Source organism: Crateriforma spongiae (genome assembly GCF_012290005.1).
Lineage (GTDB): Bacteria > Planctomycetota > Planctomycetia > Pirellulales > Pirellulaceae > Crateriforma > Crateriforma spongiae.
This window is the reverse complement of sequence record NZ_JAAXMS010000005.1, coordinates 75,632-101,334: the sequence shown is the minus strand read 5'-3', so window position 1 is coordinate 101,334 and position 25,703 is coordinate 75,632. Positions and strand designations below refer to the sequence as shown.

At 57.8% G+C, this 25,703-nt stretch carries 19 protein-coding genes and 1 tRNA gene; 10 read left to right on the top strand and 10 right to left on the bottom strand.

Annotation, left to right across the window (positions count from 1 at the left end; genetic code table 11):
• Window positions 1-17 precede the first annotated feature (17 nt).
• The 3 genes from HFP54_RS14510 to HFP54_RS14500 are packed head-to-tail and all read right to left on the bottom strand — an operon-like array spanning window position 18 to window position 4,742.
• Complete coding sequence (locus HFP54_RS14510; protein ID WP_168565688.1) at window positions 18-2,297, bottom strand: transglutaminase TgpA family protein; 2,280 nt, start codon at window positions 2,295-2,297, stop codon at window positions 18-20.
• Complete coding sequence (locus HFP54_RS14505; RefSeq protein WP_168565687.1) at window positions 2,239-3,735, bottom strand: DUF58 domain-containing protein; 1,497 nt, start codon at window positions 3,733-3,735, stop codon at window positions 2,239-2,241. Before HFP54_RS14505 ends, HFP54_RS14510 begins: the two co-directional genes overlap by 59 nt.
• The gene (locus tag HFP54_RS14500) at window positions 3,732-4,742 is read right to left on the bottom strand and encodes an AAA family ATPase (protein ID WP_231604593.1); all 1,011 of its coding nucleotides are present in this window, start codon (window positions 4,740-4,742) and stop codon (window positions 3,732-3,734) included. Before HFP54_RS14500 ends, HFP54_RS14505 begins: the two co-directional genes overlap by 4 nt.
• 351 nt (window positions 4,743-5,093) lie before the next feature.
• Between HFP54_RS14500 and HFP54_RS14495 the strand changes: the two genes are divergently transcribed.
• Window positions 5,094-5,166: transfer RNA gene (locus HFP54_RS14495), tRNA-Cys, on the top strand.
• Window positions 5,167-5,367: 201 nt separating this feature from the next.
• Here HFP54_RS14495 and sugE read toward each other — a convergent pair.
• The 5 genes from sugE to HFP54_RS14470 all read right to left on the bottom strand — a co-directional run bounded on the left by sugE (window position 5,368) and on the right by HFP54_RS14470 (window position 12,390).
• Window positions 5,368-5,685, bottom strand: a complete 318-nt coding sequence (gene sugE / locus HFP54_RS14490) for a quaternary ammonium compound efflux SMR transporter SugE (protein ID WP_146413061.1) — start codon at window positions 5,683-5,685, stop codon at window positions 5,368-5,370.
• Between the two features lie 149 nt (window positions 5,686-5,834).
• Window positions 5,835-6,764, bottom strand: coding sequence for a helix-turn-helix domain-containing protein (locus tag HFP54_RS14485; protein WP_168565686.1), 930 nt, complete (start codon window positions 6,762-6,764; stop codon window positions 5,835-5,837).
• Window positions 6,765-7,410: 646 nt separating this feature from the next.
• Window positions 7,411-8,838, bottom strand: a complete 1,428-nt coding sequence (rimO, locus tag HFP54_RS14480) for a 30S ribosomal protein S12 methylthiotransferase RimO (protein ID WP_168565685.1) — start codon at window positions 8,836-8,838, stop codon at window positions 7,411-7,413.
• Between the two features lie 75 nt (window positions 8,839-8,913).
• The gene (locus HFP54_RS14475; RefSeq protein ID WP_146413058.1) at window positions 8,914-10,209 is read right to left on the bottom strand and encodes a DUF1501 domain-containing protein; all 1,296 of its coding nucleotides are present in this window, start codon (window positions 10,207-10,209) and stop codon (window positions 8,914-8,916) included.
• Window positions 10,210-10,329: 120 nt separating this feature from the next.
• A complete protein-coding gene (locus HFP54_RS14470) occupies window positions 10,330-12,390 on the bottom strand; it encodes a DUF1549 and DUF1553 domain-containing protein (protein ID WP_168565684.1) in 2,061 nt (686 codons plus the stop codon).
• Between the two features lie 430 nt (window positions 12,391-12,820).
• Here HFP54_RS14470 and HFP54_RS14465 point away from each other — a divergent pair, with 430 nt between their 5' ends.
• The 8 genes from HFP54_RS14465 (at window position 12,821) to HFP54_RS14430 (ending at window position 20,779) form a co-directional block, all read left to right on the top strand.
• Window positions 12,821-13,936: a DUF6807 domain-containing protein gene (locus tag HFP54_RS14465; RefSeq protein WP_168565683.1), complete on the top strand. Its 1,116-nt coding sequence runs from the start codon at window positions 12,821-12,823 to the stop codon at window positions 13,934-13,936.
• Between the two features lie 10 nt (window positions 13,937-13,946).
• A complete protein-coding gene (locus HFP54_RS14460; protein ID WP_168565682.1) occupies window positions 13,947-14,759 on the top strand; it encodes an SDR family NAD(P)-dependent oxidoreductase in 813 nt (270 codons plus the stop codon).
• A gap of 329 nt (window positions 14,760-15,088) precedes the next feature.
• Window positions 15,089-16,036 (top strand): malate dehydrogenase, encoded by a 948-nt coding sequence (gene mdh, locus HFP54_RS14455; RefSeq protein WP_146413053.1) that lies wholly within the window; start codon window positions 15,089-15,091, stop codon window positions 16,034-16,036.
• Window positions 16,037-16,581: 545 nt separating this feature from the next.
• Complete coding sequence (locus HFP54_RS14450) at window positions 16,582-17,436, top strand: alpha/beta hydrolase (RefSeq protein ID WP_168565681.1); 855 nt, start codon at window positions 16,582-16,584, stop codon at window positions 17,434-17,436.
• 183 nt (window positions 17,437-17,619) lie between these two features.
• Entirely contained in the window at window positions 17,620-18,003 is a 384-nt protein-coding gene (locus HFP54_RS14445) for a response regulator transcription factor (RefSeq protein WP_146413051.1), read from the top strand.
• A 5-nt stretch (window positions 18,004-18,008) separates the two neighbouring features.
• Window positions 18,009-18,518 carry a DUF423 domain-containing protein gene (locus HFP54_RS14440; protein WP_315853898.1) on the top strand — a complete coding sequence of 170 codons (510 nt, stop codon included), beginning with the start codon at window positions 18,009-18,011 and terminating at the stop codon, window positions 18,516-18,518.
• Between the two features lie 11 nt (window positions 18,519-18,529).
• Complete coding sequence (locus HFP54_RS14435) at window positions 18,530-19,486, top strand: aspartate carbamoyltransferase catalytic subunit (RefSeq protein ID WP_146413049.1); 957 nt, start codon at window positions 18,530-18,532, stop codon at window positions 19,484-19,486.
• Window positions 19,487-19,492: 6 nt separating this feature from the next.
• The gene (locus tag HFP54_RS14430) at window positions 19,493-20,779 is read left to right on the top strand and encodes a dihydroorotase (protein WP_168565679.1); all 1,287 of its coding nucleotides are present in this window, start codon (window positions 19,493-19,495) and stop codon (window positions 20,777-20,779) included.
• Here the strand turns inward: HFP54_RS14430 and HFP54_RS14425 are convergent.
• Entirely contained in the window at window positions 20,755-21,111 is a 357-nt protein-coding gene (locus HFP54_RS14425) for a Rieske (2Fe-2S) protein (protein WP_146413047.1), read from the bottom strand. The two genes, HFP54_RS14430 and HFP54_RS14425, sit on opposite strands and share 25 nt — an antisense overlap.
• A 291-nt stretch (window positions 21,112-21,402) precedes the next feature.
• The gene (locus tag HFP54_RS14420) at window positions 21,403-22,569 is read right to left on the bottom strand and encodes a transposase (protein WP_168565678.1); all 1,167 of its coding nucleotides are present in this window, start codon (window positions 22,567-22,569) and stop codon (window positions 21,403-21,405) included.
• 308 nt (window positions 22,570-22,877) lie between these two features.
• Between HFP54_RS14420 and HFP54_RS14415 the strand changes: the two genes are divergently transcribed.
• Window positions 22,878-25,646 carry a M16 family metallopeptidase gene (locus HFP54_RS14415; RefSeq protein WP_168565957.1) on the top strand — a complete coding sequence of 923 codons (2,769 nt, stop codon included), beginning with the start codon at window positions 22,878-22,880 and terminating at the stop codon, window positions 25,644-25,646.
• Window positions 25,647-25,703: the final 57 nt, after the last annotated feature.

Below are 25,703 nucleotides of genomic sequence, written 5' to 3'. Positions count from 1 at the left end.
GCGGGCACAATCGATCATCACGCGAACGGCGTCGGCGTCCGCCCGCGATAGCGATCCGCCGCGTACCGTCGATACCAATCGGCCATGGACGCCAATCGATCGGATTGCTTCTGATCGACACCACGCTTGGTTTGCTGGAAACGCGACAAGGCGTCTACGGAAGCCTGTTCCACTCGATCGGCGAATCGATGCAACGTTTCATTGCTATGGCGGATCAGTGAATATCGTTTCACCTTGCGATCAACATGACGCAACATTCGTCGGGCGCGAACGTCATCGTCCGTCTCGTGTTGCTGTCGACGAATGCGTCCGCGAAACCAGACCAGGCCGACCAACAAGACAAACAACGGCAATTGGACCGACCGGATACTGGATGAGAAAAACGCGATCACCCCGCTGCCGATCAAGCGACCGTACAGCCACGAAAACAGCCCGGAATCTCCTTCGCCAACTTGGTTTGCGTTGTACCAGTCGTCGTCGCTAGCCAAATCCGATTGGTTTTCAAAATCCAATTGGCTGTACCGTCGACCGGGCGTCGATTCGACCGCAAACCAAACTTGATTCTCGTCGTCGTACGCCTCGACCCATGCATGGGCATCCCGGTTTCTCGCCAGGTAATATTCTTCTTCGGTACTCTTTTCCCAAGTCACATAACCCGTGACGTACCGTGTTGGGATTCCCGCCTGCCGAAGAATCAAAGCGGTGGCGGAGGCAAAGTATTCACAGTGTGCCGGATGCCGCGTGTCCAAGAAATACTTCAGCGGATCGACACCGCGTGGAGGCCGAGATTGTTGGTTCAGCGAATACTCGAACTTTGATTGGAAAAACTGCGCCACCGATTGTGCGTTTTGCTGGGACGTTTTTTCGCTGCTGCACAACATGTCCGCATACGTCGCAAGGGTCGATTCCAACGTCCCAGGCACACGCAACAGTGCCCCGCGTTGCTCCGGTGCGATTCGCTGTCGAATCGGGTCTTTGACAACACCCAACACGTAGGGTTCGGTGATATTGACGCCCGATTCGATGACTTCGTGACTGGTCAACTGAATGCTGTCAGCCACCGCTTCGATCCATCGCGTGTTGAGCGATGTGAAAATCATCAGGCCCTTTTCCGGTCGATTGTGAACCTCGATGGTCTTCGTCTGACGGATCGGCGAACCGGCCGGGTCCGACAGAACGCGTCCGCCGGGCGAATAGTCTTCGTCGCGAATGGGGAAACGAAGCAATTCTTCGCTGATCGCACCAAACGTGGGACTTGTGGCGGTCTTCGCAGCAAAAATCACGGTCAAATCGCTGTTGCGTCGTCGCCCAAAACTTGACTCGCTGCTCAATAGCCATCGCCTGGTCCGGTAGGTATCGAACACCGTGCCACGTAGGTAGCCGGGTGCGGAATCGGCGAAGGCACGAAACGCAATTTCCTCTGGCGAAGCCAAAATGTGATTTCGAATCACTCCCAACCGGGAACCGTGAACGTAGGACATGCCCGCGATCACAATCCGATCGCTCAGTGCATCAAGCGAGTTGTTTAACTGGTCCTGCAACCGCTTTTGGATATCGGGCAACAGGGTACCGGCCGCCTGGGCCATTAGCGTCGTTCCGGTCAAAATCCCGGTCGCCGCGACAGCCGAAAACATCCAGGGACCTGACGCCAATCGGACCAACCAACTTTCGCCATCGATCGACGAGGTCAATGCGACATCGCGGCGCCGTTCCGATGAACCGGAATGCTGCCCCGCGTGTTCCAGCGGAGCCCAACCGATGATCTGTGCCGCGACCAAAAACGAAAGACAGGTCACAACGCCAACCGTGGTCTGGCCCAAAATCGTTTGACTGGCACCGCCGACCAAAACACAGGCCAAAACCGCCACCAATCCGCCGCCCAACATCAAAACGTGCCCGCGGTTGGGCCGCATCACCCAACCGACCATCGATGCGAAAACGCAGCCGTGAGCGATCATATCCGCAGCGGCCTGGATCGGATTGGCATTATCGCCACCATACTGACGCGATCGCCAGGCAACCGCCAACACGATGGCGACCATCGGTGCCAAAAAGGCAAGTCGTTGGCGAGAACCAGAGCCGTCGGTGCCACCCCCGTCGCGTCGCTGACGTCGATACGCCGCATGTTGTCCGACGATGCTGGCCAACAACAACAATGGCAATAGCATCGATGTGGTGTCGAACGTTGAACCGACGAACAACCCCAACCCCAAAAGCAATCCGTTCAGAATCAAGCGATCATGCAGCATCGATCGGCTCCATCCGGCTTGACGATTGCCCCACTGTCGCAGTGACATCGGTCATTTCGTCACTACTGATTGCACCGGAGCCTGGAAGATTGGTCGTCTTTTCGTCGATCACCAACACCTTTGCTTGGTGCGGTAGCAAAGCCTGGCCGTCCACCGCCGGATCGACGGATCGGAAGACGTCCGCTGGTTCCACCGGCACGCCGGATCGGACCAGCGCCGCGTGAGCCTCCGATGGGTCGAAGGATTCATTTCGCAGCACCAACAAAGACCCCGACCCCACCCGAATACTTGCTTGGGCAATCGTTTCGACGGCCTGTTCGGGTCGACAACGATCGGCAACCGCCAATCGCATCAGCAGCGGCATTGCTTGGTTCACGGCACCCTGCGTGACGGTTCCTAAGTTTCCCTGTTCGTCGTCCTGTCCCGTAATCGCCAAGTCGACCTGAATGCCATCTTCGGTCAAACGATGAACGACCGTCGCGGCCGCGCTCAACAGCTTTTCCAGCCGTTGACGGTCATGCTGCATCCGCCGTCGCCGATCTCGTCGACTGGCTTTGGATGATAACGGCGGGATCGTCAGTGAAGTGTCCACCAATAGCGTCGCGCGGATCACGCTGTTGGCACTGAATTCGCGAACAATCGGCTTCCCCAGCCTGGCCCAAGATGCAAAATCCCACCGACGAACCGACATGCCGACCTGGTACTCGCGACTGCCGGTGTATTCCATTGATTCACCAGCCAAAATTCGCCGAGCCCATTGTCCCACCGATTGAATCAACTGCATCGCTTCGTCCCCGTCATCGCCGGTCAGAGGTCGGGGCGTGACGGTCACCATTTCGTCGACGCGGTGCCCTCGGCTGAACCGAAACAGGTGAAACGGAAATGTGGACGCATAGTTCACCGCCGGCAAGCGGCGCCGTCCACGCCGTTGTGGAACCAGTGAATAATTCAGGTCAATCGATTCACCCGGTCGCAAGAACGGCAGACGTCGCCGCGACGATTGAACGATCCAGTCGGTTGTTCGTCGTGACGACCATTGCGTCGTCGCGGCAATGTCACCCGCGGACGTCAAACGTGAGGTGGCATCGTCCCGGTTGAGTCGCCCCAGCTGAAACCAGCTTTGCAAGATCGGCAGCCGTCCGGCGTTGCGCACATGAACGCGGACCATCATGGATTGGCCCGCTTCGCAAGCGACCGCCGACATCACGTCGACATCCAGTCGTGGCCCAAATGCACGATTGGCGATCCAGCCGAAAAACAGCATCGAACAACAGGCCGCAAACATTCCCGTCCACGGATAACCCCAGATGACATTCAACGTCACGATGGTGATCAACAGCAAGGTGATCGACACCGGAGTCATCGTTGCCCGCACCCAGCGAAAGACTCGCACGGGAAAACGAAGCAGCGTCCAGAACACCCCACGTCGCGTCGGACGCGATTCGGTGTGACGCGAGATTCGGTCCTTGGATGCTGTCGAGTTCAAACAGGCACCTCCACCTGCGAAACGATATCGCGAAGAATCTCGCCGACTTCTTCCATGGTGGCCGACACCGATCGCGAAACCACGCGATGGGACAGCACATCGGGGGCAAGTTCCGCCACGTCGTCGGGCAATACAAAATCGCGGCCTTTCAACAATGCATGGGCTTGTGCCGCACGCATCAGCATTTTTGAACCACGTGGACTGCAACCGACACGCAGCCGAGGATCTCGACGCGTCAGCCCGACGATGTCCACCAGGTATCCGGCAACCTTTCGATCCAACGTCGTGTTTTGAACTTCTGCCTGCAGTTTCAACAGCGATTCGCGATGCAGAATCGGCTTCAGATTGGCCGACGGCTCGTACACGCGTTGCTGAAGCAGCAGGTCGACCTCGCTCTCGGGATTCGGGTAACTCATCGACAACCGCATCAGGAACCGGTCCAGCTGACTTTCGGGCAACGGGAACGTGCCTTCAAAGCCCGACGGGTTCTGCGTCGCGATGACAATGAACGGCTGTTCCAAGTCGTAGCGTTTTCCGTCAATCGTGACCTGTGATTCGGCCATCGCCTCCAACAGGGCACTTTGGGTCCGCGGCGACGCGCGATTGATTTCGTCGGCGATCAAAAGATTGCAAAACACCGGGCCGGGGCGGAATTCAAAAGTCCCGCTGGACGGTTGATAAATCGCTCCGCCCAAGATGTCCGCGGGCAGCAAATCGGGGGTGCACTGGATCCGTTGGTATTTCAGGTCGATCAACGCGGCGACCGATTTCGCCAACGTCGTCTTTCCGACCCCTGGGACGTCTTCCAACAAGACCGATCCACCGGCCAGCACCGCGGTCAGAACTCTTTCGATCACCGCCGATTTGTCGCGGATGACCGATTCCAAACTCTGTTGCACGTCGGCCAGCCGCGCACGCAATTGCCGCGCGTCCACCGGATCCGGCACCGCCGTCGTGCCGTCGTCCGATCCTGTTTCCGACGGCGTAGCCAAGGGGCTTCCGGACACGGTGTCTCCCGCAATGAAGTGTTGTCTTTCGGACGCAATCGCTGAACCGTGGTCAGTTTAACCGTCCAGCTAGCCCCATTTCCATGCAGCAAATCCGCACCCGGCTCAGGGAGGCCCAGGCGACCGTAATTCCATGCCGACAGGACAAAACCGCTGCATTTCTTCCTAAAGGAACCATGCCCGATGGTCCGATAGTACCGTCATGATCGGCTTGGTCGTCGAAGACGGCACAAGACTGCCAACCTTGACTAAACCGGACGATCATCCTATTTTCGCGTTTTCAACGTGCGGGCCAGTGACGGATCGGTCACCGCGACATCCCTGGCGGCCCCGCGAAACACGAAATCAACAGGCGACGTGGCCAAGCGGCTAAGGCGAAGGATTGCAAATCCTTTATTCGTGGGTTCGAATCCCACCGTCGCCTCTTTTGAATCGGAGGCCTTCTTGCCTCCCTCAGGCGTCTGGTTCTTTCCAGATTCTTCTGGTGCTGACCCGTGGACGGTGAACCGCTGCCCACGCATCTCGGACGTCACGCCCGAGCGTCGGGCGCCCCAAAATTTCCGCCGCCGTTGATCTGTGGCGTTCCCGTGATCTGTGGCGCTGTCGCCCCCGGCACAACTTGCTTCTATGCCGCGGTCATCTTCAGCCCGATGATGCCGGCGATGATCAGGCCGACGAACAGCATGCGAATCGGATCGGCGGACTCGTTGAACAATCCGATCCCCAGCAACACAGTGCCCACCGTTCCGATGCCCACCCAAACGCCATAAGCCGTTCCGACGGGCAAGGTGCGCATGGCGGCGCCCAACAATCCGAAACTGACCGCCATCGCCGCCAAGGTTCCGACCGTCGGCCAAAACTTGGTGAAGCCATCGGAATACTTCATGCCGATCGCCCAAACGATTTCCAACAGGCCGGCGATGACCAAAAAGAGCCAAGCCATCTTCGATTCACAGCATCCGCAGGGCCGTCCCTGAATGAACCGGAGCGGTGGGGTCGTCCCCACTTCCATGATGGTCACGCCACGCGACGACGCCGCGATAAGGCGTGCTTGCGGGGTGTCGCCGAATCGGCATGTTTCCCGGATCGACTTTATCGCAAGTCGACAAGGTAATCCAACAGATGGCACAGCGAATCGCCGGCGAAATGGAATCGCATTTGGCGACGAAGCGACTGCGTCAGCGCCTGTCCACCCACGACCAAACGCTGTCCGGGACGCAACGACGAAAACAAACGATCGTTGATCTGAACCACGCTGTCTGGCTGCTGCACACAAGTGTAAGTCAGCCAGACAATCTGCGGACAGTAATCGTTGATTGCCGCTTGCAGACTGTCAACGGGCAACGCCGCCCCCAGGGATCGGGTCGTCATTCCAGCGGCGGTCAAAACCAACTCGATCATCTTGGATGCGACGTCGTGTTGTTCGTCACCGACCGCACAGCCGACCGCGTGGATCTGATCGTCGGGCTTATCGTTGATCGCCGTTGATGACCGATGGCCGGACGATTCCGTCATCGACAGCATCGGTCCCGTTCGCATCTGTTGTTTCACCATCGATAACGCATCGCATAGCGTCGCGGTGCATTCGTGTTCCTGGTACACGCAAAAGCGACCCGATTCCCATCGACTGCCGACCTCCCACAACGCCGGCGCGACCGTCTGGTCCATGATTTCCGCCAGCGATCGAGCCGATGCGAACACGTCGTCTGCACCGTTACGCGGTACCGAGCACGAGCGCCGAACGATGGCGTCGGCCAAGTCGATGCTGTGGCCCCGGATCAACATGTCCACCACCCGTTCGACGGCCAGCACGCTGGTTCGCCGTTTAGGGCCGGGATGGCTGATTGCATTGGCGTCCGATCGGTGATTCATCCACCTGCGAATCGAATCACCCGCGATGCGACGATGGCCGCCGGGGGTCCGCACCACCGCCAGTGTGCCCTCATCGCACATTCGTTTGACCGTCGACCGGCTGACGCCGAGCAAACGCGACGCTTGGATGCTGGAAAGATGCTGCTGCATGGGACCATCCGCGAAGCGCGGGCATTGGTGGTGCGACGGCAAACAATTGTTTCGATTCTGTCAAAACAAATTTGCCACCCAAATGAACGGGGCGCGGTCGTTTTGAACCGTTTCCTTGTCTGTATCGCCAAGAACTTGATCGGTTTTGGACGCTTTGATCCGCTAGTCGGTCTGCGCAGAATGGACCGAGGCTGACGGCACTAGCGATCATTCAGCTCAAACGTCCGACTGGTCCCCGCACCGGCAAGGGGTATGGCGTCCGTGAATCAGGGTTCGATACGTCGGGTCGTATCGATCGCACACGGACAGCGATCGATGAAACGTTCGATCAACGAACGAATTCGTCCAAATCGACACGCATTCACCACGTCCGCATGACAGGGTTTAGCGACGCCGTCCGACGCACTGTCACTCCTGACGTCGCCCGTCGTCGCCGTGAAGTCGCATGATGCTTCATCACGCTTTCGATGCGTCTCGATCGGTGTCCCCACCGCCGATCGGGACGCACCGATGCCTCAGCCAGCACGGGGGGCGGTAACGATGTCGTGCTCACCCCGACATCGTGGATCTTTCCGACGCCGATCGTTTTCGGCCGATACTGCCCGGCTGGCGGTTGCATTCACCTCACCGCCGGAACGCCAGAGCATCAGGCATCCAATGGCGCGGCCACGACGTCATAGCCGTTGGCCACGACGATTTCACAGCGGACCATTTGCCCGACTTCGATCGTCGAGGTCTGGTCATCGGATGAAACAAACACCACGCCGTCGATGTCGGGTGCCTCGGCCACGCTGCGGCCCATGAACAAGCCGGGCTGATCGGGGACTTCCGCATCGATCAAAACATCGACAGCGGTTCCGACACGACTCTCGTTCCACTCAAAGGCGATCTGCTGCTGAATCGCCATCAGTTCTTCTTGACGTCGCAGCGAGACGTCTTCGGGCACCCGGCCCGGAAGTTTCGCCGCCGGCGTGTCCGGTTCGACGCTGTAAGTGAACACACCCAAGTGTTCGAATTTTTGTTCAGCGACAAAGTCACACAGTTGACGGAAATCGTCATCAGTTTCGCCGGGGAAACCCGTGATCATGGTGGTCCGCATGACCAGGTTGTCGATCCGTTGCCGTAGCTTTTCCAAGATCACTTCTTGGCTGGCGCGAGTGGTCTTTCGCGACATGCGTTTCAACATCGTGTCGCTGGCGTGTTGCAGCGGCATGTCGATGTAGGGCAACACACGCCGGGCACCGGCAATGACGTCGATCAAATCGTCGTCGATGTACATCGGATAAAAGTACATCAGCCGGATCCAATCGATGGATTCGATCTTATCCAATTCCGTCAGCAATTCGGTCAACCGAGGACGACCGTACAAGTCCATGCCGTAATAGGTCGTGTCTTGTGCGACCACGACGACTTCACGGACGCCGCTGTCACCCAGCCGTTTGGCCTCGTCGACGACTTGTTCGATCGGCTTGCTGTAGTGCTTTCCGCGCATCTTTGGGATCGCACAGAACGTACACAACCGGTCACAACCTTCGCTGATTTTCAAATAAGCGAAGTGCCGGGGGGTGATGGCCGATCGCATCGAATCGGAAAGCGGCTGGATCGCGGCGGGCTTGAAAACCGTCCGCTGTTCTTCCAGCCCGCTGTACAGATCATCGATCACCGTCACGATGTCATTCCGCCCAAAGACTCCGACCATCGCATCGATTTCGGGGCGTTCCTTCAGCAGTTCGCCTTGCCCACGTTCGGCCAGACAACCGGTGACGACGACGTTACGGATCTTGCCGTCGCGTTTGAGTTGCAGCATTTCGTCGATCGCGCCCAGCGATTCGTCGCGAGCCGATTCAATGAAGCCGCACGTATTGACGATCACAAAGTCGGCGTCGTCGACGTCCGGCACCATCCGGTAGCCGTCATGGTCCAAACGCCCCAGCATCTGTTCGGTATCGACCAGGTTCTTGGGGCACCCCAGACTGACGACGGCATATTGACCGCGTGCCTTGCCGTCACCGGTGGAATCAGCCGGCGATGGGACTTTGGATGACGCGGTATCGGTAACGATGGGAAGTTTCATAGCGGGAATTAAACCGACCGCCGCGGTTTCTGGCAAACGGAAGTTTCCGGCAAAATACCGGTCTCCGCCGACCGGTCAGCTCAAAAGGGCCTGGATCGGCTGCCCTTCCGCACCACCGATCTTGAACGGGCGACCGTTGGGGGCATAGAAATCCTCGTCCGTCGGCAGCCCCGCGGCGGCGGCGATCGTCTTGTTGAAATCGCTGATCGTCACGTGGTTGTCCACGACGCTGTGACCTTTTTCGTCCGATGCACCATAGACCTGCCCCATCTTGATCCCGGCCCCCGACAGCAGACTGCAAAACGCACCCGGATGGTGGTCGCGACCGGCATTCTGGTTCACGTTCGGCTTGCGTCCGAATTCCGTCGTCAGGACCACCAGGGTTTCGTCCAACATTCCCTTGGCGTGCAAGTCACGTAGCAGGGAACTGAGTGCGGTGTCCAACGCCGCCGCCTTGTCGGTCAACCGGCCGTACAAGTCCTGGTGCATGTCCCAGCCGCCGTCGCTGACTTCGACAAATCGTGCACCGCTTTGGACCAAACGACGGGCCAACAAGCAGCCTTGGCCCAGTTTGTTGTTTCCGTAGGCTTCGCGGACCGCCGCGGGTTCGTCTTTCAGGTTGAAGACTTTCAGATGTTCGCTGCCCATCAACTGCCGGGCCTCGTGATACAGCTGGTTGTAAGATTCCAGTTCGCGGCTCTTGTGAACGTTTTGGAACTGGCGGTCAAAGCGGGACGCCAACGTCAGCCGGCGATGGAACATCGTGTCGTCGACGTACCCGGGCAGCTTGATGTTCTGCAGGCCCGATTGCGGGTTGGCGATCGGCACCGGCGCCAACGACGGTTCCAAAAAGCCGGCTCCCGGATGGCGGTCGCCATTGCCGATCAAGAAGTTGCCGGGCAGTTCCTTGTTGACGCGTCCCAGTTGATCCTGCATCCAAGATCCCAGGGCAGGGTGCCGAATACTGTTGATCTGCTTGTACGCCGTCCGCATTAAATAGCGGGCCTGTTCGTGCGCCCCGGTTTCGGTGCTTAGCGACCGGATCACCGCCAGCGCGCCGGCCAACTTGGCGAGCTTCGGAAACCGATCGCCGAACTGCATGCCGGGGACCGCCGTTTGAATCGCTTTGGTCTCTCCCGCCTCTTCCACGCCGACCTTGGGATCAAACGTGTCCAAGTGAGTCATCGCGCCGTCCATGAACAAATAGATGACGTGCTTGGCCTTGCCCGCGCGTCCACTTGCAGCAATCGCCGGCTGGTCCAAGAACTTTGATCCGGCCGCGCTGCCGGCGAACGTCACGCCCAAACACGTCCGCGTGATCCGCTGCATGAATTGCCGGCGGTCTTCATGAGTAAATTCAGTGCGTGGCATCGCGATGTTGACCTGGATGAAAGGAAACGATGACGAGTGCGAAAAGGGTTTTCCGGCGTCGCCCTGCCGGCACCGGTTGATCGGTCGAACCGTCAAACCGAAACCGCAACGGCAAATGAATCAGTGGATGAACATGAATTCGCGAGTGTTCAACAGCGCCCAAATGATGTTGCCAAAGGCGACGTGAGGACGTGCTTGTTCGCGTTTCAATTCGCTGGACGCCACACCGCGATCGATGCTGCTGGGGCGACGCGACAGAACCGACAAAAACACCGCATCGATGCGATCACGAACGGTCCGCTGGGACGAGACGTTGTCGACGATCGACGACCCCGCTTCCAACATCACGTGAGTGATCGGGCCATTGAACATCGCCAAAATCTGGGGCACCGTCGCAGACAATTCAGCACCGTTGATGGTTTCCCGATCCCCCTGGCCGAACTGTCGCAAAAAGTGTTGGCTGGGGGCCGGGCTGGGCAACTCACTGGCCCGGCAAAGCACGTTGCCTTTGTATGCGTGCTGGTTCAACGATCGGTTGTATCCGGCGGCAAAGTATGTATCGCGGAACTTTTCCGACTGTTGCTTCAACTGTTGATACGTGATCTTTGAAAAATCAATGTCCACCACGTCGGCATAGTCTTTCGCCGACGGACGTTGAAACGGCATCGGGTTGACCACGGCCAGGGTCAACATTGAATCCCAAACCTGTTCCGCCGACATTCGCCGGATTGCAGGACCGGCGTACAGGAACGGTTCGTCGGACGTCGGATCGTAAACCGCCGATTCACGTTGATACGTTTTGCTGTACAGCACGCCGCGCATCCACTGCTTCATGTCGAAACCGGTGTCGACCATCGCGGTGGCCAGGTATTCCATCAACGCTTCGTTGCTGGGCGGATTGTCGTCGTTGAAATCGTCCACGGGTTCGACCAAGCCGACGCCGGTGAATTGTCGCCACAGACGATTGGCGATCATCTTGCTGAACTGAGGGTTCTCCGGCGACGTCAACCACGCGGCGAACTTTTGGCGCGGCGTTTTGAACTGATTCGAATCGGGAACTTCGCCCCACGGCACCGCGGGTTCAACGACTTCACCCGGCTTGGCGTCGGTGTACGCATAGTCTTTAGGCAAACGGAGCTTGCGTGGTTTTTCGCTGACGACATAGGTGTTCGCACGAGCGAGACGCTGGAAGTATCCCGGCACACGGCCTTTGTCAAAGTCGTTCTTGGCTTGGTTGATCAACTTCTGGGCAGGATTCTGTTTTTCGAAACCCGGGTCGCCACGCTGGATTCGCGTCCGCACGCCTGCGGTGAAGGCGGCCAATTCATAGAACTGGTACTGCGTCCAATTGGCGAAGGGGTGATCGTGACACTGGGCGCATCCGATCTGGGTTCCCAAGAAGACACGTACCGTGTTGTCGATGTACGGCAACGCCATGCCGTCATCACGCAACTGATAGCCCACCGCGGGATTCGTCCATGATTTCCCGTCGGCCGTCAGCATTTCATAAACCCAGTCGTCATAGGGCTTGTTTGTGCGAATGGCTTCCTTGACGTAGTGCGAAAACGGGTTGCCAATAATGTTGGGCTGCGGTCGATCGACGATCCGCAGAGTGTCCGCCCAGACGTTGTAGAAGTGGCTGACCGAATCGGGGCTGCCCAACAACTGGTCGATCAATTCTTCGCGTTTCATCGGATCATCCGAATCCAAAAACGCTTGCGTCTCTTGCAACGTTGGGATGCGGCCGGCGACATCCAAATAGACGCGTCGGACGAACGTCGAATCGTCCGTCATGTCATTGGGCAATTGTCCGCCTTGGACCAACGCACGTTCAATCAAGCGGTCAATTTCCGCCGCCATCAACTGGGCTTCGCTGCGAGACGATCGGCCGACACCGGTGACCTTCATCGTCGACTTGGGAGCCCGTCGCACGCTTTCGGGCAGCCGGATCTTCGGCGGCGCCGGTTTCTTTGCCGCCGGTTTGCCTTTGCCACGGTTTTGCTGTGCCGTCGCGGGAACCGCTGAACCGGCCGCCATCAGCAAACAGACCAACATGCAAACCCAACCACGAACACGGCTTCCAACACGCGGGCTGGCTATTGGGGAATCCTTGGTGGCCTGCAAATCAGCGATCTGTGGGTCAGTGGATCCGGCGCGACCGCCGGCCCGAAGGAACGACATTGTCAAAACCGACCTCTGCGAAAAAACGAGACTGAGCAAAGTCGTCCGCGACGTCATGCCGCGAAGAAAACAGAAAAGGGATCACCAGCGACCATTGCGGGCCGGCAATGTTAATATCATAGCCGCTAAAACAAGATCTGGAATCGGTTTTTGGTGAACGAACGTTTCGACGCTGCGTCGATTTGCGCCAACGGATCCGCCCGCCCGAGTTTGCTAACGCCGGCAACACGCCTTTGAACCCGTTGTCGATGACCAGATTTGATAAAAATGGAGCTTCCGTCGTGAAATCACGCGGCGGATTCCCACCCATCCCCCCGAAGAGCCCGGCCGACAACGGGGAGCCCGTTCGCCGTAAGGTTGATCGGCCCCACCCGCTGCCGGCCCCGCCCCCCCAACTACCCTGTCCCCCCAATTACTTCGCACGCTGACTATGAATCTGAATCTTGGCGCGAGTCCTTTTCGTTTCGAAAGTTTCCATCGATCCGTGTTTCAACCGGTGGCATGCTTGGCGTTTGCCGCTGTCGTTTTGGCTTGCGGTCAAGCGGTTGTAGCGGAAACGACCACGGCGGCTGCAACCGGCGCGTTGACGGTCGTTCCGGCGGACGAAGGACAAGGCTGGACGATCCTGTCTGGTGATGAAGTGATCGCGGGCTACGTGGCGGATTCAGCCGGCAAACCGATTGTTTACCCCATCCACAGCCCGGCTGGTCGCCGCGTGGTGCGCGACTATCCGATGGGTCCACGGGGGGCGAAAACACGTGACGATCACCCACACCATCGATCACTATGGCTGACCCACGGCGAAGTGAACGATCAAGACTTCTGGTCGACCAGTGAAGAACGTCAGGGCGGTACGATCCGACAAACTGCCGGCCGGGCCAGCGCCAACGACGACGGTTCGGCGACGATCGAAACCACCAACGACTGGCTTTCGACCGAAGGCAAGCGTGTCTTGTCCGATCACCGTCGATTCACGTTCCGTTTGGCTCAAGACGCTCATGGCAAAGCACGTTTGGTCATCGATTGCGACTTTCGTTTGACCGCCGGCGATGACGAAGTCCATTTCGGCGATACCAAGGAAGGCACCTTCGGCGTTCGGGTTGCCGGGCCGATGAAGGTCGACGCGAAACTGGGGGGCAGCATCGTCAACAAAACGGGCGATCAGGGCAGCGAGGCGTGGGGCAAAGCTTCGCCTTGGGTCGACTACACCGGTCCGGCACCGGACAGTGCCACCGAAAGCGACGCTGATGATGAAACACTTAAGGCGTTGCCCAATGCCGGGATCACCATCCACTACCACCCGTCCAGCCACGCCGCGCCCTGCCGCTGGCATGTGCGGACCTATGGATTGTTCGCGGCCAACCCGTTCGGCGTGCATCATTTCGAAGGCGGCCCCAAGACCGACGGCTATCGCTTGCCGGCCGGTGAATCGATTGACATGTTCCACCGCGTCGTCGTCCATGACGGACCGTTTGACCGCCAGCAAACCCTGGCCGACGAACAAGCATACGCGACGTCCGCCGTATCGCCGGTCACCGGACAATGACAGCATCACGATGACCGAATCCGACAACGTGTTTTCGCTGGCCGGTCGTCAAGCCTTGGTCACCGGCGGGACTCAAGGCGTGGGCGCCGCGATCGCACGAGCGGTGGCGCGGGCGGGCGCTGATGTGATCGTGGTCGGCGTTCGCGACGACGCTTCGGCCCAGGAAGTCTTGGACGACATCCGACGGCACGGTCGCCAAGGCGAATTGCTGGTCGCCGACCTTTCGCAACCACCCCAGCGATACGTCGATGACATCTTGGCCGCCGCGTTGGATCGTTTTCCCGACCTGGGTTTGTTGGTCAACAACGTGGGGACCTACATCGATCGTCCATTCTTGGAAATGGATTGGTCGACGTACCAGACGACGATGAATCTGAACGTCGCGTCCGGTTATTTCCTGACACAAGCGTTTGCGCGACACTGGATCGCAAGAGGCATCGATGGCCGAGTGGTCTTTACCGGTTCCATCAACGGCTTGCTGGCCGAAGCCGACCACACCGCGTATGACACCAGCAAAGGCGCCGTTGCGGCAATGGTGCGATCGCTTTGCGTCGCTTTGGCACCGCACGGCATTCGCGTCAACAGCATGGCGCCGGGCCTGGTCCGCACGCCGCTGACCGGACCGGCGCTTGACCAAAACCGCTTGCAAGAATGGATGGAATTGCACACACCCAACGGCCGGGTTCCCGATGCGGATGTCTGCGGCGACGCGGTCGTATTCCTGCTGTCCCAGGCGGCGCGTCACGTCCACGGTCAAACGTTGTTGGTCGATGGCGGCATGAGTGTTTGGCAACAACCCGATCCGCCATCGCAATTCGGTTAGACTTTCGCCCACACCGGTTCGGTTAACAGCGTTTCTCGGTCGACTGGTTGTCGACGGACGACGATTCGGCTGAAGTGATCCCCATGCCAAATCCCCATGCCCCAATCCCCACGTTCACTCCCCAAACCAATCCTTGATCCGTAAGGTCGGTGAGCGTTTTGGGGCAGGCAATCCTGGCCCATGAGACCGCTTGTCACACAGACCCCTGGTTGACCCGCCGATCGGCTTGTTGACGATTAGTCGCCGCCGGGCCAAACATGTCCGGCATCCTTTTTACGATCCTTCACTTTCCAACACTCTTCCCCAGACGACCCACGAGGCAAATAGCAATGCGACGCGCCAAGATCTCGATCATCGGAGCCGGCAACGTCGGAGCAACCTGTGCGCACTGGTGTGCCGCAGCCGAACTTGGCGACATTGTCTTGTTGGACATCCCGCAAACCGAAACCATGCCGGCCGGCAAGGCGTTGGACTTGATGCAAGCGTCACCCATCATGGGTTATGACGCCAACGTCACGGGCACCACCGACTATGCCGACACGGCCGACAGCGACGTGATCGTTGTGACCGCGGGCATTCCGCGGAAACCCGGCATGTCTCGCGACGACCTGCTGGCGACCAACGCCAAAATCATCACCAGCGTCGGCAGCGAAATCAAAAAGACCAGCCCGAACGCCGTGGTGATCGTCGTCAGCAACCCGCTGGACGCCATGGTCCAACAGATGTGGAAGGTCACCGGGTTCGATAAGTCCAAGGTGTGCGGCCAGGCCGGCGTTCTGGACACCGCACGCTATCGCACGTTCCTGGCGATGGAACTGGGTGTCAGCGTCGAAGACATCAGTGCGTTGTTGATGGGCGGTCACGGCGACACGATGGTGCCGATCCCCAGTTGCACCAGCGTCGGCGGCATCCCCGTCACCCAGCTGATCGATGCGGGTCGCCTGGAAGAAATCGTCGACCGCACACGAAAAGGCGGCGCCGAAATCGTCTCGTTGTTGAAGACCGGCAGCGCCTATTACGCTCCCTCGGCCGCCTGTGCACAGATGGTCGAAGCGATCGTGAAAGACAAGAAACGTCTGATCCCGGTCGCCGCACTTTGCGAAAGCGAATACGGCGTCGGCGGCTACTACGTCGGCGTGCCCGTGATCATGGGCAAAGACGGCGTGGAAAAAGTCATTGAATTGAAGCTGACCGATAGCGAAACCTCTGCCTTTGAAAACAGCGTCAATGCTGTGAAGACGTTGGTCGCTTCGATGAACGAATTGCTGTCGGCTTAAATCCCGATTCGAAGATTCCGATGCCGTGTTTGCACATCGCGTGCCTTGCCTTCGTTGATCCCACGAGGCTCGCCCACACGGCGTACGGATCGGGCATGACCGAATTCATTCGCATCGATCGGATTGCGTTGGCATCATCACGATCAAACACGATCCGGTTATCCAAGACGCGAGCATGACGCTCGCGACTTCGACTACGGCGATGCATGCCGGGCAAGTTCATTGATCAGATCCGCCGATCGCAAAACGCAGTCAATCCGAACAAGTCATTGCTAGCGTCATGGCTGGTCCAAGGTGGACGCTTGAGGCACGCCAGGGTCATGATTTTCGCGTTATTGCTTTGAAACGGAATGCCATTCGGTTGCTCCGCTTTTTGCCAGCCTCATCGACATTGACACCGGTCTTGCGCGACGCCTAACCTTCCGCTTATCTGGCGTGAAACCGGTGTTCAGTGTTCGGCAAAGTGGCCGCACCACTGTTGGCCGCTTTCGCGTCTCCTCCGCCTCTCGCCTTGTCCGCCGCACGTTCCTCCTTCCAAAGAAACCATGCGACGATTTCATGACCCCGACGGTCTCAGCACTGAAGCGTCCGAGCCCTCGGAGACATGGAAATCGCCATGGAAAGACGAACCGTACGGCTGGTCCGACGATGTCACCGCCACGACCGATTCGTCGGCGATTGTTCGCGAAGATTCGACCGATGAATTGCCCGCGGCACGAACGTTCCTGCTGCCGCTGCACTATGAACCGGGCTACCAGTACCCGCTGGTCATCTGGCTGCACAACGACGGTTTTAACGAAACCCAAATCGAACAAGTGATGCCGCACATCAGCCTGCGTAATTATGTGGGTGTCGGCATCCGTGGGGCGAAGGCCGGCGATGCGATCGGACATCGATTTGACTGGTCCGACACGGAAGCGGCCGTCCAATCGGCTTGGCGACAAATCAATTCGGTGATCGACGAATCGAAACGACGATTTGCCATCCACCCGAACCGGATTGTTTTGGCTGGATACCGCAGTGGCGGCACGATGGCGCTGCGTTTGGCGTTGCGTCATCCCGAGGTTTTCGCGGGCGTGATCTCTTTGGGTGGTGCCTTACCCACAGGACGTCGGCTGTTCAGCGACTTGAATGACCTGCGACGTCAGCGATTGCCCATGCTGTGGAGCTGGGCAGTGCAGGGCGACCATTTCCACAACACCACAATGGCCGACAATCTGCGTCAAATGCTGATGACCAAGTGCCGCATCGAGGTGCGGCAGTACGTCGATGATGACGAGATGAACACCGTCACACTGTCTGACGTCAACCAATGGATCATGAATCGCGTCGTCGCCGGAAACGCCTGTGTCGAAGGTGATCCGCAAACCGCGTCGTCGCTGAGCTTCTCTCAGAATTGACGCTTTGACGGCGGTTTACTCGACGGCCAAACCGGGGCGGATGTCATCGGAAATGCTCGGGATTGGCCCGGGTCTTTGCCGACTCTCTACGTCGCCCCGCTTGTCGACCGGGCTTGCCGGTGGTTAAGTTTCCACACGGGCGATGATGCTCCCCGAGTGGCTTCTTTTTCCAGGCGGTTCCCAGTGACGGCTGAATCCAGCGGCAAACGAATTCTGATCGTCGACGACGATGCCGAAATCATCGAATCGGTGCGCTATGCGCTTGAAGGCGAAGGTTACGAAGTCGTCATCGCGCGTGATGGAAACCAGGGCTTGGCGGTCGCCGAACAAGAAAACCCGGATCTGATGATCCTGGACATGATGATGCCCAAACGCAGTGGATTTCTGGTCTTGGAAAAACTGCGGCGAATGCGTGACGATCCGCTTCCGGTGGTGATGATCACGGGCAATGAAGGGCACCGTCACCAGGCGTATGCTGAATTGCTGGGCGTCAGCGAATACATTCGCAAACCGTTTCCGATGGACCGCTTGATCGACGCGGTCAACAACCTGCTGAACCGGGATTGATCAACGTGGCGTGCTTGCCGACCGACGCTCAAAGTCACTGCTGGCTGGGTTGGGCCGGTGTGTGTGGCGCGTTGGCGGTTTTGATCGGCGCTTTCGGTGCCCACGGACTGCCCGATCACTTATCCGCCATGGGTTTGGACCAGCTCTTGATCCAACGTCGCTTGGATCAATTTGATGTGGGGGCCCGCTATCACCTGGCTCACGCAATCGCACTGCTGGCATTGTCGACTTTGCCCACAAGCCGACGCCAAGTCCGGACCGTGCGTTGGACATACCGGTTGATGTGGACCGGTGTCCTCCTATTCTCCGGCAGCCTGTACGTACTGGTTTTGACCAACACCCCATGGCTGGGCGCGATCACGCCACTGGGCGGCCTGGCATGGATCGCCGCATGGACGCTGTTAGCAATCGCCGGATTTTTCCCCGTCCGAAACGGTGACGAACATCACCGCGAAACACAGACAATTGCACCGGAGCCGGATTCGGCGGAAAACCGGTCGGGAGCCTCACGTTGACGGAGACCGATATGTCGACAGCGGAAACCATTGAGTATCCGGCGAATTGGACTCGTCGGCATTTGCTGGACCTGGAAAGCCTGTCGGCCGAAGAGATTGTCATTCTGTTGGACACGGCGGATAAATTGAAACGCATGACCGACGGTTGTCGCCGCAAACTTTCATTGTTGACCGGCCTGACCTGTGCCAATTTGTTTTTCGAAAACAGCACGCGAACGCGGAACAGTTTCTCTCTGGCAGCGAAGCGACTGGGCGCCGACACGGTGGAATTCAGCAGCGCCGGTAGCAGCGTTGCCAAAGGCGAATCGTTTGTCGATACCGCAAAGACAATCGAATCGATGGGTGTCGACTGGGTGGTCACGCGACACAGCACACCGGGCACGCCCCATCTCTTGTCTCGCGAACTGGACTGCAGCGTCTTGAACGCCGGCGATGGCCCCCACGAACATCCGACCCAGGGCCTTTTAGATATGCTGACGATCCGCCAGCATCGCGAAAAGATTGATGGCTTGACCGTTGCCTTGGTCGGCGACATCGCTCATAGCCGAACCGCCCGCAGCAACATCTGGGGCCTGAAAAAACTGGGGGCACATGTCATCATCTGTGGCCCACCGACGTTGGTCAGCCAACGATGGTCGGAACTGGGATTCGAGGTTTCGTACAGTTTGGACGACATCCTTCCCCGATGCGATGTGTTGAATTTGCTGCGGATTCAATTCGAACGCCAATCGGCGCGTCCTTTTCCCAGCGTTCAAGAATACGCGGCGTTGTATGCGATGACCGGCGATCGTGTTCGTCGATCCAAAGACGGGATTCTGATCATGGCACCCGGGCCAATCAATCGCGGCGTGGAGATCACTCCGGAAGTCGCTGACGGACCGCACAGCGTCATTTTGGAACAAGTCAACAATGGGATCGCGGTACGGATGGCGGCACTTTGGTTGTTGGCTGGGAAACAAGAGGTCTGATCAACGATGACAGCATTGCTCATTGAAAACGGCCGATTGGTTGATCCGTCAGTCGGATGGGACGGTCCCGCCCGCTTGCTGGTCGTCGATGGAACCATCGCAGCAATCGATCCGTCCGACGGCGATGTCCCCGACGACGCCGATCGCATCAACGCGTCCGGACAAATCGTTGCACCGGGGCTGGTTGACATAGCAGCGGAACTTCGAGATCCGGGACGCGAAGAAGACGAGTCCATTCAAACCGGCAGCGATGCGGCGTTGGCCGGCGGTTACACGTCCGTACTGTGCAGCGCCAGCACATCGCCGGTCATCGACACACCAGCGGCCGTGGAACTGGTCCGACAAAAATCGGCACAAGCTAGCGGCGTCCGAGTCCACGTGATCGCGTGCCTCAGCAAGGGCCGTGAAGCGGATCAGATGGCGGAACTCGGCTTGCTGTCCGATGCCGGCGCCGTTGCGTTCAGCGATGCACCTTACCCGATGCCTAACGATGCCCTGCTGAAGCGAGCGTTGGAGTACTGTCGGATGCTGAACAAACCGATTTTTGATCGACCGGAAGTCCCCGTTCTGGCCAGTAGCGGCGTCATGCATGATGGCCAAGTGTCGCTTGTCCTTGGGCTTCGCGGTCTGCCAACCGAAGCCGAAGACTTGGCGGTCGCACGAGACGTCCGCTTGGCCGAAGCGACTGGCGGATGGTTGCACGTCGGACCGGTCAGCACGATGGGTTCGATTGACTTGTTGCGACGCGTAAAATCACGGGGCGTCCAAGTCACCGCCTCGTCATGTCCGCACAATCTGTTCCTGACCGATTCGGAATTGCGGTCGTACGATTCACGCTTCAAGGTTCACCCGCCACTTCGCAGCCCTCGACATGTTGAAGCATTGCGTCTGGCGATTGCCGACGGAACGATCGATGCGATCGTCAGCGGACACATGCCTCGCGCGACGGAAAAGAAGTCCAACGATCTGGACCGTGCGCCCTTTGGTGCTGCGGCATTGGAAACGTCACTATCTAGTGTCGCAACATTCATGGTCCGCCCCGGACACCTGACATGGGCAGACGCCATCGACCGCCTGTCGACTGCACCGGCACGAATCGCCGGGATCGATGCCGGTGGCCTTTCGGTGGGTCAAGCCGGCGATATCGTGATCTTTGATCCCGGTGCTCAGTGGACTGTCGACGGATCAAAGTTTCGATCGCGATGCAAGAGCAGCCCGCTTGACGGAAAGCAACTCGAAGCAATGGTGACCCATACGATCGTCGGTGGTCAGGTCAAATTCGCTCGCAATTGAATGCGGCCCGCTACTTCACGAACGCCAAAGCATCGCTGCAAAGGCTGACGATTAACGACCTGAATTCCGGTTGCCATCTCATACTGCCATCCATGCCACGGGCATGTCACGCACGGATTGCCGTCCACATCTTGCCCGACATGCCCCTCGGCGATCGGTCCTCCCTGGTGCGCACACAGGCCATCTAAAGCATACAACCGACCATCGACTCGAAAGATTGCCACCACGCACGCATCGAATACGACCTCCTTTGCAGACGCATCGGGAAGGTCCGATGAAGCCAGCACGTCGGTCCACTCGTCGTCGGATTGCTGAGTCTCGCTGGGATTCATTGCTTAGTGGCCTCTGTCGTCGTCGGAATTGATCCGCGTCCGAATCTAAACCGTCGCCTCCAGATCGATCCAGCCCCTCTCCTTTTGGTGCCACCCACCTTCTACACACCCAAATCAGCAGCGATCGGCCCTATCCCGTCGCTGACCACCTGCTCAACAGATGCACCGGCCGTTTCGCGACCACCAATTCCCACTCAAGAAGCGACATCAACCGCCAATGTCTCGCCCGGCGCGCAACGCCACCCGAAGCTACAAGGTGAAAGATCGCGAAGGCTACTCGAACGGGGTGGTTCAGCTAAAGAACGCAGCAACAGCACCCTGACCGCGATGCCATCGCCTTCCAGATTTCTCTGCATCGGCCTTCATCGCTGCCGGGCTCCCCGCACATCCAGAACGCCCAAAGTATCGTTGCCAATTCCAAACCAATTCGGACCACATTTCCGCTTCAATACCGCGATTCCGCAGTACTCGAGCAACATCTCTGGGAACCGCTTGCTGCCCTCGCATGGACTCGCGTCCCACACTTGCCGTCCACCGCAGCAGTCGCATGTATTCTCGCAAGGAAACATTGAGATAGCCGCGGTCGCTGCACCGCAGTCCTTCGCGATGCACCTCCGGATCACTGGAAAGCTTGCCGGCATCAAGCGACAGATTTGCCAGCCAAGCGTCCCGCCGGATCCGCCGACCGGATGACGAATGCTGCTTAGCCTTCTTTACTCGACGCCGCTTATCGGTGGGAACTTCCAGCGACTGCTTACTCGCATCACTGACAGAAACCGGTTGCAAATCAAAGGCTGCGGAAGTGATTTGCTTTCCCTTTGCTGCTTCGATTCGATCATAGGCCGAAGTATGTGTAACGGAGTCCGGCGAATCACCGACCGCGGCCCGAACTGGATTCAAATCCACATACATGCTGCACGCTAACAGTCCCGCTTCATCAACAATCCGTTGTGCCTTGAATCGCCCCTCCCAAAATCGTCCAGTACAGTCGTCCTGACGATTTGCCATCCGCGCAATGGGTTCGGCCAGAGCACGCATGAACCAAGAAATATCAGACAACCGGTTGCGTATTTCCTCCAGCCTTGGCTTATCCCGACACAACCGCTGCACATCCGCCTCCGTAGGTTCTCCAAGGTGCTCTTCCAGTCGCCGGCCCGGAAAAACCTTCAGCCAACGAATCGCCGCTTGTTCATCCGTCCAAGCAGCCACGACATCAGGGCGATTACGCAAAATCAGATGCAAATGGTTGCTCATGATCGCGTAAGACAGAACGTCGATCCCGAAAGCGGAAGCCAATGCCTCCATACGCCTGCGGATCCATTCCTTTCGATACGAAAAATCGCATCCACTCACCGGGTCAACGCCAGCCAAGAATGCTCGGCGAACGCAGCGTTGAACCACGTGGACCACACACACCTCTTGAGCAACGAACTGTTCCGTACGCTTTGCACGTGGCACGATCACTCCTCCCACAAACACGAAAACCAAAGCGTATCGAATACGAAGAAATTGAACAATAGGTGGGTGGCACCTTTTGAATCTATAGGTGGGTGGCACCTTTTGAATCTGAGTTGTGAGGTGTGAAAAACGCTACACTGCCGCAGACGCGATTTCACCTGATCGAAAAAAGGAATCAATCGATGAATTTCACGGCCATTGCTAATCTTGGTCGCCCAAGGAATCATTCTCCGTCCGCTCTTTTGCGAATCCGCAAACATAGTTCCCTACCCATCACCGGGACCTTTTTGGCGGCTTTCTTTGCCTGCATGATTTGCCTGTCGTTGCCCGCGGATGCCCAAGACACCGATGCGGCTCCCAATCAGACCGCCCAATCCTCCGGCAATAGTTCGCCGAACCAAGACGAAGCATCGATCATGAAAGTCACTGAAATCGAGGGCATCACCGAGTACCGGATGGACAACGGCGTTAAAGTCTTGCTCTTCCCGGACCCCTCCAAGGAAGTGGTGACCGTTAACATGACGGTGTTCGTCGGATCGCGGCACGAAGGCTATGGCGAAGCCGGCATGGCACACCTTCTGGAACACATGCTGTTCAAGGGCACTCCAACGCACCCCAACGTTCCAAAGTCGCTTCAAGATCGTGGCGCTCGATTCAACGGCACGACATGGCTAGACCGAACCAACTACTACGAAACGCTGCCCGCCAGTGACGAGAACTTGGAATTCGCTCTGAAGTTGGAATCGGATCGCTTGGTCAACAGCCTCATTCGTGGCGAAGACTTGGAAAGCGAAATGACCGTGGTGCGAAGCGAGTTTGAGCAAGGCGAAAATTCGCCCGTCCGCGTGCTAATGCAACGCATGCAATCGGCTGCCTATGAGTGGCATAACTACGGCAAAACGACAATCGGAAACCGCAGTGACATTGAACGAGTCCCGGTCGTTCGTCTTCGCCGCTTTTATCGAAAGTTCTATCGCCCCGATAACATCATGGTTGTCGTCGCCGGCAAGTTTGATCCGGATACCGCGATCGAGATGCTGCAAGAGACATTCGGCAAACTACAAGTTCCCGAGTCGCCGATCGACGACACCTACACCGTTGAACCCGCCCAAGACGGCGAAAGAACCGTCGTCCTACGCCGCGTGGGTGATGTCCAATGGGTTGGTTCCTCCTACCATGTCCCCGCCGGCAGCCACCAGGATTACGCCGCCGTCGCCGCACTGCAGTACATCCTGGGCGATGAACCCTCAGGACGGCTGTACAAATCTCTGGTCGAAACGGAATTGGCCAGCAACGTCTACGCCATGGTGAACGGGCTGTACGAACCGGGCCTATTCAAAGTCCTTGCCGAGGTCCCCAAGGATCAATCAATCGAGGAGGCTCGTTTGAAGTTGATCGAGGTGATGGAACGCTCATTCACAGAATCGCCCGTCACAGAAGCGGAACTGGACCGTGCCGTTCAAAACCTTCTAAAACAACGTGAATTGCAAGCCGCCGACAGCGACCGGATCGCGGTCGCTCTCAGCGACTGGGCCGCTCAAGGCGACTGGCGACTGTACTTCCTGTTCCGCGACAACCTGGAAAAGCTGACCGTTGATCAAGTCCAACAGGTCGCGCAAAGGTATTTCATCCGCGACAACCGTACCGTCGGTTTGTTCATTCCGACCGATGAAGTACAGCGGGTCACCATCCCGGAATCTCCGGACTTGGCGACCGTGCTAGATGGTTACAAAGGCCGCGAAGCCGTATCCCAGGGAGAACAATTCGATCCGGATCCTTTGGCCATCCAGGCTCGGGTGCAACAGGGTGAATTGACTGGCGGCATTGAATACGCACTGCTGCCCAAAAAGACACGAGGAGAATCGGTCGTCCTGCAACTTCGATTGCGTTTTGGGACGGGACAAACCTTAAACGAACGACGTGGTGCGGTGGAATTGCTGGGGCTGGCGATGGCCCGAGGCACCGAGAAGCTTGATTACCAAGAACTCCAGGACGAACTGACTCGACTGCGTGCTGAACTCTCCATGTTCAGCCAGATTGGTCAATTAAATGTTCAAGTCCAAACCAAACGCGAGTTCGTCCCAGAAGTCATCGCCTTGATCGGCGACTTGGTCCGCCATCCACGTTTTGACTCCGACGAATTGGAAGTCATCCGGCGTCAGATCTTGACGAGCCTGGAACAAAACATGAACGATCCCGGATCACAAGCCGCAAGAGCCGTGCAACGTGCTTTGTCACCGGACGATCCATCAAACATTCGGTATGTGCAAACACTCGAAGAAGAAATTGCCATGTACGAATCGGTGACGATCGATGAGATCCGTGACTTGTACAACGAATTCCTGGGCAATCAGGCTGGCCAATTGATTGCCGTCGGAGACTTTGAGCCTGAAGAGATCATCAACGGGTTTTCTTCGTTCTTGACCGACTGGAGAAGTGACCAACCGTACGAACGAATCGGACGGTCGACGATTGTGCTTGACAGTGCACTTCGCCCGATCATCGAAACCCCCGACAAGGAAAACGCTGTGTTGTACGGTGGCCAGCAGTATGCGTTGTCCGATACTTCGGACGAATACGCTGCGTTGGTCTTGGGCAACTTTATCTTGGGTAGCAGCGGGCTGAGCAGTCGGCTGGGCGATCGTGTCCGACAGCAAGAAGGCCTGTCGTATGGCGTGGGAACCGGATTGACCGCCTATGCGAAAGACGACCTTGTCAGCCTGACGTTGTACGCAATCACGAATCCCATGAACCGCGAGAAGATCGTGGAAGTGATCACTGAGGTTATCAATGACCTAAGGGAAAACGGTGTGACAGAGGATGAATTGCAAAGAGCGAAGAACGCCTATCTGCAAAAACAACGCGTGGGCCGAACGCAAGATCGAAATCTGGCCGTTCTGCTGGGCAACAACCTGTTCTATGACCGAACGATGGAGCACCAGGCTCGCTACGAACAACAGATTGCCGAAGCCAGCTTGGAACAGGTCAATCAAGCGATTCGAAACCACATTGATCCTGAAAAGATGATCATCGCCTTGGCCGGCGATTTTGCAGGAGCGGAAGTCACGGCCCCCTAAATCGCATCTTTGACTGCGGTGGTGAATCATCCCATTGCCGCAATCAAAACGAATGGC